8 protein-coding genes and 1 pseudogene are annotated in these 11,200 nt (G+C 59.0%); all 9 read right to left on the bottom strand.

From position 1 onward, the window contains the following. Nucleotides 1–11 precede the first annotated feature (11 nt). Nucleotides 12–1,025 (bottom strand): SPFH domain-containing protein, encoded by a 1,014-nt coding sequence (locus VMA74_RS12500; protein WP_325367404.1) that lies wholly within the window; start codon nt 1,023–1,025, stop codon nt 12–14. A gap of 16 nt (nt 1,026–1,041) precedes the next feature. Continuing rightward, nucleotides 1,042–2,979: a protease modulator HflK gene (locus VMA74_RS12495; protein ID WP_325367402.1), complete on the bottom strand. Its 1,938-nt coding sequence runs from the start codon at nt 2,977–2,979 to the stop codon at nt 1,042–1,044. Next, the gene (locus VMA74_RS12490; RefSeq protein WP_325367400.1) at nt 2,969–3,682 is read right to left on the bottom strand and encodes a ZIP family metal transporter; all 714 of its coding nucleotides are present in this window, start codon (nt 3,680–3,682) and stop codon (nt 2,969–2,971) included. The genes VMA74_RS12495 and VMA74_RS12490 overlap by 11 nt, the downstream gene beginning before the upstream one ends. Before the next feature lie 302 nt (nt 3,683–3,984). Next, a complete protein-coding gene (locus VMA74_RS12485; protein ID WP_325367398.1) occupies nt 3,985–5,115 on the bottom strand; it encodes a M23 family metallopeptidase in 1,131 nt (376 codons plus the stop codon). Between the two features lie 567 nt (nt 5,116–5,682). Continuing rightward, a complete protein-coding gene (locus VMA74_RS12480) occupies nt 5,683–6,138 on the bottom strand; it encodes a hypothetical protein (protein WP_325367396.1) in 456 nt (151 codons plus the stop codon). Further along, the gene (locus VMA74_RS12475; RefSeq protein ID WP_325367394.1) at nt 6,138–7,142 is read right to left on the bottom strand and encodes a sialidase family protein; all 1,005 of its coding nucleotides are present in this window, start codon (nt 7,140–7,142) and stop codon (nt 6,138–6,140) included. The genes VMA74_RS12480 and VMA74_RS12475 overlap by 1 nt, the downstream gene beginning before the upstream one ends. A gap of 404 nt (nt 7,143–7,546) precedes the next feature. Continuing rightward, a complete protein-coding gene (locus VMA74_RS12470; protein WP_325367392.1) occupies nt 7,547–9,751 on the bottom strand; it encodes a TonB-dependent receptor in 2,205 nt (734 codons plus the stop codon). 114 nt (nt 9,752–9,865) lie between these two features. Next, a complete protein-coding gene (locus VMA74_RS21645; RefSeq protein ID WP_414649608.1) occupies nt 9,866–10,426 on the bottom strand; it encodes a Fur family transcriptional regulator in 561 nt (186 codons plus the stop codon). A gap of 43 nt (nt 10,427–10,469) precedes the next feature. After that, nucleotides 10,470–11,045: pseudogene (locus tag VMA74_RS12465) on the bottom strand (N-acetylmuramoyl-L-alanine amidase); the annotation flags it as partial. Nucleotides 11,046–11,200: the final 155 nt, after the last annotated feature.

Here is an 11,200-nt window from a genome sequence, read left to right as displayed (position 1 = left end):
GGCAACGCGTGTCATGGTTGCGGTTTCCGCGCCTTGCTGTCGGCAGTCGAGGCTCCCGGGCCATCGACGAGCACGCGGAACGGTGCCGCATCGGTACGCAGGATCAGGCGCGTGTTGGCGCCCAGCGTGGCGTCGAGCGTGTCGAACGAACGCAACATGCTGTAGAGCTGCGGGTCCGTATCGTAAGCCTGCTTGTAGATAGCGGCCGATTGCACGCGGGCATTCGCTTCGATGTCGGCGGCATCGGCTTTTGCCTTGGCAATGGCGATGCGCGAATCACTGGTCGCACGCGAAGTGATCTCCGCGGCTTCGCGTTGCCCCTCCGCCGAGCGTTGCGCCGCCACCGTGTCGCGCTCGGCCTTCATGCGATCGATGGTGGCGTCGAGCGTTTCGGTCGATAAGGTCAAACGCTCTATGCCGACCTGCTTGACCGTAATGCCGTAGACCTTCAGTGCTTGCTCGTCGATGCGCGCGCGCAGGCGATCTTCAAGCTGGTTGAGCTGGATCTTGCTCGGATCGGTATTGACCAGACTGGCCAGGTCGAAGCTGCCCGCAGTGATTTCCAGCGACGATTCGACGAAGCTACGCAATTGCGCCGCCGCGATGTCGGGCTGGTTTTGCACCGCGCGCAGAAACTGACGCACATGCTCGGCATCGCTGGGAACCTGCCAGGCCACGTAGGCCTGCACAATAATGCGCAAGCCGTCGCGCGTACCCACATCCTGCAAACCGCTTGAGGTGGTGTGTAGCCGCAGGTCCACCGGAATGGTGTTTTCGATCGGCACCGGCCATTTCAGTGCCAGCCCGGGCGTCATTACCACGCGAACAGGATTGCCGATACGCGTGATCACCATCGCCTCGCCAGGCTCCACCGTCACCAGGCAGGCGGACAGCGTCAGGATCAAGACAATGGCAGCGGCGATCCACACGCGGTATTGGCGCAGGAATCCGAAACGGCCTGTGTTTCCGGCATCGCCATGTCCATGATGATGTGCATGGGAATGGCCGTGATGATGATGCGTCATAGCGTGCTTCCTGCGATCATGGCTCAGGAATAACCGACGGAGGTGTCGCCGATGGGCTGAATCGGCGCAGATCCACGGTAGGTTCCAGGGTGTTGTTCATGCGGTGATCGACAATTACCAGCGGCGACTTCGGCAAATCCTGGCTGAGGTGGTTGAACCATCGTTCCGTGAGGAAGACGTCGCCGCCACGCAGATAAGCCTGGTGATCGCCATGGAACAGCGTCAGCGCGGCCTGCGCCTGATTCACCTGTTCGGCCGAATCGGCCTTGGCGGTATCGAGAGTGCTGTCGACGGTCTGTTGTGCTTTGCTAAGCGCCACAAATGCCGTGCCGCGGCTTTGCGATATCAGTGCATCCGCCTTGATCTGCGCCGCTTGGACATTGTGGTAAGACGCGGCGGCCTCCGGTGGCGGATGAATCGCTTCGACCACCACGGCAATGATGTCGGTACCGGTTTGCAGTTGATCCAGCCGTTGCTGCAATTCGTCGCGGAAACTGCTCACGAACCGCGCACGATTTTCGCCCAGTACATCAGCGAGCGTATAGCGCGAGAAATGTTGTACCAGCATGCGGCCGGCCGCTGCACGGATCAGCGCCTCGGGATCGGTCACGCGATAGGCGGCCGCCATCGCGCCCTGGTCGGAAAGGCTGGTGCGATACACGATGCGCAAATCGATATTGACGATCTGAAAACCCTGCAGTCCGTTCGCCGTACTGGGAATCAAATAACTGGCTTCGAACGGATGCGAGTCATCCCAAAGCCGATCCTCGCTGGCCGAGGGTATGGCTTCGGCAGGCGAGGTCTGGGCATCGGCCGGTGCGTCGATCGCGTCTGCGGCGATGCCATTCGGGGTGGTCGGGAACACAATCGGCATTTCATGCACGACGCCCAGTTCGACCTTGCGCATGATCCCGAACGGCCATGGTAGATGGAGGTGCAGTCCGGGGCCTTCGATCGCCACTGGCACACCAAAGCGCTCGTAAACCGCGCGCTGATTGATACTCAAGGCGGTCAGCCCAGTCAGCAGCCAGCCCAACACACAAAAACCGACGAACATGGGCAGCGATGCACGCGCCACGAACGCCATCGCCCAACTGCGCGACAAGTCGATGCCAAATTGCTGCTGTATCCCGGCGCCCAGATCGGCAAGTCGTGGCCAGCGTAGTGCAAGGAGTCGAGCAATGGCACTTGCCGCGGATGTGCGTCGCTCCTCCACCGGAGGCATCGGGAGGAAGATGCGCGCCACCGAACGCAGCATGATTTCGATGGCCACCACGCTCACCAGCAGAATCAGCACGCGATGGATTAGGTAAGGCCACGCATAACCAAGCGAATGGAGAATGCTGGCGATACCCAGACCGACGCTGACGACCAGCGGAATACGCAGCAGGTTTTCCAACGACGGGGCGGCGGCCCACGCGGTTTTATCTAATCGCGCGTGCAGCCGATCGAGCACCAGCAACGGAAAGGCCATCACGATCAATGCGCACCCGATCCAGGGCGCCGGCAACCTTCCGGTGGTCATTCGGCCCGTGGTAGGCCACATCGCTATCGCGATGCCAGCCGCCAGCAAGCTCCCAACAAAGGCCATCGCGATCGGTGACCATGCGCCAACCCAGTCGACTCCAGCCAGCGTGCTACCGACGCGCTGATAGTGTTCGCGTATCGCACGCAGGATCGACCACGGCCCAGTGGATGATTCGAGCGGTGTTTCGGCAGGACGCTGCCACGGTTGCGCACGCGCTCGCACATGGCTCAGTACCACTTCGCCGAGAAATCCGCTGGATGCCAACAACAATGCGCTGCCGAAGATAGACCAGGTTGCGACCGACGCCGGCTCAGTCATGAAACTCGCAAGCATCAGGCAGTAAAGCGCGCCGCCCAGCAGCAGAAACGCCGTGATCGGTATCAAGACACGGCCTGGATGCGCGTTGCGTTGCACGTCAGTGCCCATGATCCAGCACCGCCGCCAACCACATGAATGCCAGGCCCCCGGCCACGCCCAGTGCCGGCGTGAAACGATGCTTCGAACTCAAGTTCGGCCATAAACCAGGCAGCACATCGCCACAAGCCAGATAAATCGTGGTACCTGCCGCCAGCGCGAGACTGGTGCCAAGAAACATCGGTGAATGCCCGACCAACGCAATACTCAGCGCGCCAAGCAGAATAGCCAGCGTCGTTGCTACCGACAACCAGAAAGCACGACGCGCCGCATAGCCGCCGGCGACCAGTACACCTGCATTACTCATTTCCCGCGGTAACTCGTGCGCCATGATGGCCAGCGCCACAACGACACCGAGCGTGCGATCGATGGCAAAGCTCGCGCCAATCACAATGCCATCGACGCCGTGATGCAACGCGTCGCCGACGATGTCCATGCGCGCGAACGCCGCCGTGGAAGAGGGTGCGCTCATCGCACGTACACCGCATTCGATGCACAACAATCCCAGGATGCCGATGGCCAGACGTTGGCCTGCCTGACTGGCCGACAAGCCACGCCCGATAGCCTCGGGAAGCATGTGCAGTAGCGCATCGCCCAATAACAGTCCTGCTGCCGACGCCTGCAGCCACGGTAAGCAGGCCTGAAGGTAGCGCGGGGGCAACCACACCACGAATCGAGCCGCGAGGGAGGCGGTGGCGACGGCAATGCTGGCCATGAGGGCCCCGGCGAGATCGAATCCTGGTGGCATGGCGCCCTTTCAACCCTAAAATTGCAATGTTATAACATTGCGAAAATAATGCCAGAGCGGGAATTTGCAGAGGCGTCAGCCGGGGTGTCGCTTACGCGGGGACGAAAGATTCATGGTTAGGCAGGTCTTCGAAACGGAGGGGTAAACGGTGATTCGGCGGGTAACATTCCATCGACACGTAGCATGGCTGGCTTTGGCTGCCATGGTGCGTGCGGGCCAGGTCTAGGGCGAACGGCCCATCCGAGCGTCAAGCAATCGCACTGTCCCCGTCATGGCGCGGCCCTGATGCTGTTGACGTAAGTACCGAAGCGTTCGCGTTCACGCAGGTCCAGGCTGGCCAGCACCGTCCATGATCGACGGGTCAAGGGATTGATGCGTTCGCCATGATCCCAGACCTCGTAATAAAGATGAGGTCCGGTCGATAAGCCGGTACTGCCGACGTAGCCGATGATTTCACCGCGATGGACACGGCTGCCCAAACGAATGTGCGAGGCGAAGGCGCTGAGATGTCCGTAACGAGTCGCCAGATTGGCGCCATGCTTGACCTCGATCAGGCGCCCGTACTCGCCGCGCCATTCGGATATATCAACCACGCCGTCCATGGTGGCGCGTACTGGTGTTCCCATTGGCGCGGCGTAGTCGACACCGCGGTGGAATTCATTGCCACCGAGTACCGGCTGGATGCGCCAGCCCCATCCAGACGAGATGCGTGCATCCGATACTGGAAGCAAAGGATCAAGCACTCGATAGCCCTGACCATGCGCGCCGACAAGGAATTCGTGACCATGGCCGTCGACGTAGTAATAGACCCTGTCCGTACGTCCCTGGTAATCGAACTGGATATAGGCCAGCTGCATTCGAGAGCCGGGCCGGTTTCCAGGGACCAGCGCCAAGGTACAGTGGCTATCTTCAGGCAGGCGTTCCCCGATATGCCATTTTTCACGTGCGTAAGCGATCGCCGCCGTAACGATAGGATGGTGGCCAAGTAGGCGCTCCAACTCCATGCTCAAGAGATGGCCGGGCGCCAGCGGGGTGAGCTTTGGATCAATTACGTTCGCGATCACATTTCCCGGGGCGGCGGCTGAAGGAGTCGCTGATACGGCGATCTTTTCAGGGACCAGGCGAGCGGTGCTCACCACTTCCCCCGTAACGCCCGCGAACAAGGAGGGCGAAGAGGGCTTCAGTTGATCTTGCTGTCGCGCGAGCTTTCTTCCTGTGTCGTCGCGGATGATGCGTACGTCGACAAGGGCATTGTCCGTCGCACCTGAAGCGGTAGTGCAGGCATCGAACACATCACCCGGGCGCATATGTTTCAGCGCTTGACGCGTATTGGAATCAGACCGTTTGAGCCACGTCGCGAAATGCCCTGCACCGACACCACTGCGCGATGCAAGACTCATGGCGGTGTCGCCACTATGGATGACTTCTCGATGCGATGTGCAGCGTATGGCCGTGACCTTGGCGTGCACCCCTGTTGAACTCAATGCGGCCAATGTCGCAAGACACGATGCCACTCGCTTCATCCGCAATCCCCCTGTCGGTGCGGGTTGAATAGATCGAGTTGTTATAACATTGCTTTTTGCATTTAACGTAAATTAAATACGTGATGGCAGCTCATAACATCGCTGCATTTTGAGCATTTTTAACACAATGGAGCCTTCGGCCATTGTGCCATTCCGTCACGAGTGGCCGGATGCGTGACGCTTGCTCTCTCTTTCTTCTGCGAGGCCGTGCAATGCACAGGATGTGCAGTTCACCGGTACGTCCCATGTACGCGCCCGGACTATTCGTACCTGTGCACTTCTCGTATGTGATCCGTATCACGTCCCCAACGACTTTGAAGAACCTTGGGCGCGTCTGCTGCTGTCGAATGACGCTGCTTTGCCCGGTTTTTTTGAGGCTTGACGCAAGGTATTGGACTGCGGGCATCCGCGTCGTCCGTCTGACACGCCGTTAATCCAAAGGCGCTAAAGCGCGGGCAGACGTTGGGGCGTCAATGCACCGCTTATGCCGCGCGTCGTGCCATTGGCATGAATCACGAGCGTGCGGGGTGTTTCTCCGCCCCAACCTGGGTCGAGCAGGTAATTGATCCGCTCCGGAGTCGCATCGGTATAGGCGCGCGCCGCATAACGATCCAGGCCCGTTGCATGCAGGCGTTCAAGTATGGCGTCTTTCTGAGCAATGCTATCCGTCGCGACCGTTATCAACTGGACGTCGTCCGGATGGGCCCGCTGGAATGCTGCGGCGGCCTGCATGTTCAATTCACAGTACACACAGTCCAAGGCCCACAGCTCGATGATGCGTTCGCCATGGCTCGGCGGTTTGAGCAAGGCGGGAACGTCGGCAGCAGATAGGCCGATGAGAGGTGCGGCATGGGTCAACATGGGTGCTAGCATTGCCAACGCCACGAATACGCGATGCATCAGTGCTCTCCGACCGTCAGCAGACGAAAACCCTCGGCCGTGTTCCACGCAACATAGGCGCGATGGCGCCAAAGCAGCAACTGCGGCGCCCCGGCTGATGGGGCCGTCGAGGCAAGGCTCCTGGGCTTGTCGAAATGAGCGCCGTCGTCGAAGGATTGGCGGATCATCAAGGTATAGCCTTGCGCATTGACCTGGTTCCACGCTACCCACACCGTGTGGCCATCGACGGCTACATCGGCATGGCTGGCACCTGTGCCCGCAATGGCTTGCACATGGCGCGGCCGATGGCCCGGATCGAGTTGACCGTACCATATCGTCGGCGTGTCCTTGGCGACATACCAGACCACATGACGCGTGCCGTCGGAAGCTATGGCGAGACCCGGACCGTGACGCGGGCAAGCGGCAATCTGCCAGTCATCGAAGGTGGCGCGTTCGACCTTGTTCGGCTGCGCATCCGCATGAAGTACGGCATAAGCATGGTCGCGGATGTTGTCGCCGAAGATGCCGCGGAAAAAGGCGGCGATATCGCCTCTGGGCGTACGCGCCAGTGCAATACGGCAACAATCGCAGCTATGGTCCATGAGCTTGCGCTCAGGCGCGAATGTGCGGCCTTGATCATCCGACCAGCTGTAGTACAAGGCGGCGCCAAGGTATGGCTTCTTTCGTGCGCTTGCCGCTTCGGCATCGCGCTTGTCGATCCACGCGACTACCACGCGGCCCTTTCCATCGACCGCCAGCGCATCGAAAGCATGGCCGATCTCGGTGCGGTCGACATGCACGGTGATCGGCGTGGAAAAGTGTGCGCCCCCATCCAGTGAACGGGCGAACCATACGAAGCCCGTCCATGGCCTGGCGAGCGATTGCGACCAGCTGACGTAAAGCTCGCCATGCGTACCGATGGCGAGCTTGGGCCGATTTTCGCTGCGGTCATAGATCGGCTCGGGTTGAGCGTTGACCATGACCGGCGCGCTGAACGTTACGCCGAGATCGTTCGAGTAACGCACGCGAACGTGTTAGTCCGCCGCGTCGACTACCCACAGGCGGCCATGAGCATCGAAAGATGCGCTCGCCCCTAACTCCACGGCGTGGGACGGGCTGGCGGTCATCGGCATCTTGCCTTGCGCAGCAACGCTGAGCGATAGCAGGCAGAGCATGGCGACGAAATATTTTCGCATAGAAGCTCGGGCGCTACGAAACGGGTTCTAGATTATGCTCTCAAGTGCTGTAACACGGCGTTTTTCCCTGGCCTGCAGTCGGACGTTGCTGGCAACCTCGGCTTGAGCGCAACGGAAGCTGATGCTGTTGCGGTGCCGAGCGCGAACGACCATTGTTTCCTGATACAGGGACATGCTTGGCCGCCTTGTCAAAAAAGGGGAGGCGCGGCGACAGCACGCACTCCCCAAAAGGTTCAGAAGCTGAAGTCTTTCTGCAGGGACAAGTAAACGCCACGACGAGGGCCGAACTGTGGAGCGCCTACGCCGATACCGGTTCCATCGCGCAATTCGTATGTGCGATCCAACGCGTTGATGACCGCCAGCTGTGTATGCAGGGTGCCGGTGCTTTGGAAATTGAAGTCGTGCGAAACACTGAGGTTCAGCTGGAAGTAGTAGGGCATCGACAGGCCATTGGGGATGTCGCCATCTCGCCGTAGACCGCTGCCGAACAAGTAATCTGCGCCGACCTTGGTGGCGTCGGTGATCGCATAGTTGATGCCGCCCGAGGAGGTGATCTTTTGATCGTGGTCCAGATGGATGTAATTGCTTGCCACGTAGATCAGGTCGTCCGGATCGAAGTTGTATTGGCTCGTTACAACCTTTTTGCCCATGGCGCGGTTGTAGGCATAGTTGAAGTAGGCGGACCAAGGGCCATCCTCGTAACTTGCCGTAAATTCGGCGCCGCGCACTTTGCCGTACTCGTAGTTGAAGGTGGAATAGACCAGTGCCGCGCCGAACTGGCCTTCGTCCTGCAGGCGGCTGACGTCACGGTAATAGCCGTCCAGGCCTAGCGTGAGGTGACCAATGTTCTGCGAGATGCCAAGGTCGTAGTAGTTGGAACGCTCTGCCAAAGGCGTATTGTTGCCATAGTTCTGCACGGCATTGGTGGTGTTGGTGAACAGCGCGATAGCCTTGTCCGAGATCAGTTCGGTAGCCGGCGGGGTGAAGTAGCGCGAATAGCCGACGTGCACGGTCGTGTCCGGCGTCGCCTGCCAGACCAGGCCCACGCGCGGGCTCAACTGGCGCTCGGTGCGGAAGGCTTCGTACTCGTCACCGCGAACGCCGTAGTTGACCGTCCATTGATCGGCGAAATTCCATTCATCCTGTACATAGGCGGCCCAGGTACGCGCGGTGATGTTTTGTCCGGTGAAGATGTTGAACGGCACCGTGCTGGCTTGGCTGCCATCGGCATTGGCCGGGAAAACCAGCGAATTGGTATTGGTCGCACCCTGGTCGAAATTGCCATAGAGACCGTAGCGCAGAGTGTGCGAGCCTCCCCAGGGCATGGCGAAATCGGCCTGGACAGTCGAGGCGCGATCGGACTGATCGATGGCGGCGGCCACGCCATTGAACATCAGGTCGCCAATGTCATCGGGAATGAACTGCACATCGCTATAGCGTTGGCCGATCGATACCTGATAATCGGTGTCGCCGAATTTGCCCTGCAACGCCAGCATGCCGAAGCGAGTGATTTCGTCCTGGCGCTCATCGAGATCGGCCGAGTTGAAGTTGACCGTGTCCAGATAGCCGAAGCTTGGCGCCTGGTCGGGATTGTTCGGGATCTGGAAGCGGTTGTTCGCCACGCCGAACAGGAAACTCAAGCGTGTGTTGTTGTTGATCAGATAGGAGACGTCGCCGAATGCCTTGACCTGATCGGTGTGGTCATGGATAGGTTCGCGACTGGACGTGGGATTCTCGATGCCGACGTCGTTTTTCATGAAGTTGGCAGTGAGAAAATAGCTCCAGTTTCCGCTGTTGCCCCAGATGGACGCATTGGGATTGACGGTGCCGAACGAGCCACCGGTAATGCCGACGCTGCCACCGTTGCCCAACTCGGCGCCTTCCTTGGTGGTGATGTCCACCACGGCAGCCGTACGCTCGCCGTACTGCGCCGGGAGCGAACCATCGAGTAACTTGATGCTTTGGATCGTGCGTGCGTCCAGGGTCTGGCCAAAGCCGGAAATCGATTCGGGCAAGAGCACGCCGTTGATACGGTACTGCAGGTTGGCGTGGTCGCCACGCACATGCAGCTGGCCGAAAGAGTCCTGCACCACGCCAGGTGCTTGCAGCAGTACTTGGTTGAGCGGCGTTGACTCGCCCAGCGGCAGCGCCTGGATAGCCTTGCTGTCAATCACATATTGGTTGCTTCCCGTGTCCGGAGACAGCTCGTTGCGTGCCTGGTCAAGCGCAGCGGTCACGTTGACCGCGCCCAACTGGGTAGGCCTGATGCCGGCTCGGTTGCGAAAGCCGTTGTCGGAAGTCGAACCCTGCGCGGACTGGCCGGCGGTATCGGTGGCCTGGGCCGGACCGGCTGCATCTGTCGTGCTTCCTTGCGCGGCAAACGCCGCAGGAGAGAGCAATGCGATCGCTAGACTCAGGGCAAGTGGGGCTCGTTTCACGGGGTCATCCTTAGCGAATTGTTGTGTTATTAGAATGTTATAACATTTCACCAAATTTGCGTGAAGGCCTGTGCCAGAAGTCATGATTCAGTGTTAACGGCCCTCATTTCCTTGCTATGGGGCGCCAAGGTCTAACTTCGTACCACCTAGGCACCGCGCGCATTTCCCATGAATTTCAAGAGCGCTTCGCTGTACCTGGAAACCGACACGACCTGCGCTTTCATTTACTCGTTCCTCTACGAATACGTCTTGGATTTCGATGGTCGATTTGCACTGAGTGCAAATTAGGAACACGCTGGCATTAGGATGGCTTCTCGTCGAACGAGATACATAAGCATTGTGGCTCTCAATTCTGGCAATGAGATTTACATTGAGTAATCCGCTCAGGGCGCGGTAGACCGTCATTGGTACCAGGGTACGCGCCCAAGTCTCTTCTAAGCGATGCAATAGTTCATAGGCGGTCATTGGTACAGATGACGCCCATAATGTCAGCAATAACCGCTGGCGAAGCTCGGTGAATTGCACCCCATGATCGCGACAGATTGCTGAGACCTCCCGCAGTGCCGACTGTGGATCAATGTGGCCAAACGCGGTTCTAGACGCTGACAAAGGGGTGCCTTCCTGGTCCGATGCAGATGAGATGAAGCGTCTTTTTTTTCCACGTGATGCCTTCATGCAGTGATCCTCGCTAAACGTGGAAACGACACTTGGCATCGCATTAGCTTTTGTCCTGGAATGTTTGAAGCAGCGGATGACGGCGGAAGTAGTCCGTGACGCCCTGTTGAAGAGCGCCGGCAAGCTCGTCTTGATGGTGCTCGGACATAAGACGAATGCAGTCATCGCGATTGCTCATGAAGCCGGTCTCGACCAGGATGGAAGGGATGTCCAGTGACTTGAGGACGGCAAACCCCGCTTGGTCGACCACTTGTTGATGAATCCGCGTCACTTGGCCAAGGTTGTCGACCATGATTTTCCCGAGGTCGAGACTTGCAGCGATGGTTGCGTCCATCGACATATCGACCAGCACCTTCGAGAGTGTTGGATCGGGTGAATACAAGGCGCTATCGCGTGCAGGTGCAGACCGGTTGGCGCTGTTTTCACTCTTGGCTAGCCAGCGCGCCATCGTTGACGTGGCGCCATCTTTGGAAAGTACGTAAACGGAGGCGCCTTGTGCCTCGGCATTGGGTGCTGCGTCGGCGTGAATGGAGACGAACAAGTCCGCGCCCTGCCGGTGAGCGATACGCACTCGCTCGCGAAGCGGAATGAAATGATCATCGCCACGTGTCAATGATGCTTGGAACCGCGTATCTGTTGATTTCCGCCGAAAACTGAGCCGGGTTTTTCATCGAAAAGTGAGCCACCCGTTTAGTGCTGCAGGTTAGCTTAGCTCGGGATGGATGCCAGGTTCTGATTCTCCTTTTTGATGTCGGTGGCGTGGTTTCTGAAGCG

The sequence above is a fragment of the Dyella sp. genome (assembly GCF_035508675.1).
GTDB lineage: Bacteria > Pseudomonadota > Gammaproteobacteria > Xanthomonadales > Rhodanobacteraceae > Dyella_B.
Note: the sequence above shows the minus strand (reverse complement) of the source record. Positions and strands in the feature narration are given on the sequence as shown.

What these genes read in the sequence shown, in the direction of transcription:
- VMA74_RS12495 (WP_325367402.1), bottom strand. Translation starts at nt 2,979, where the DNA reads ATGGGCACTGACGTGCAACGCAACGCGCATCCAGGCCGTGTCTTGATA.
- VMA74_RS12485 (WP_325367398.1), bottom strand. Translation starts at nt 5,115, where the DNA reads ATGAGTCTTGCATCGCGCAGTGGTGTCGGTGCAGGGCATTTCGCGACG.
- VMA74_RS12480 (WP_325367396.1), bottom strand. Translation starts at nt 6,138, where the DNA reads ATGCATCGCGTATTCGTGGCGTTGGCAATGCTAGCACCCATGTTGACC.
- VMA74_RS12490 (WP_325367400.1), bottom strand. Translation starts at nt 3,682, where the DNA reads ATGGCCAGCATTGCCGTCGCCACCGCCTCCCTCGCGGCTCGATTCGTG.
- VMA74_RS12500 (WP_325367404.1), bottom strand. Translation starts at nt 1,025, where the DNA reads ATGACGCATCATCATCACGGCCATTCCCATGCACATCATCATGGACAT.
- VMA74_RS21645 (WP_414649608.1), bottom strand. Translation starts at nt 10,426, where the DNA reads ATGAAGGCATCACGTGGAAAAAAAAGACGCTTCATCTCATCTGCATCG.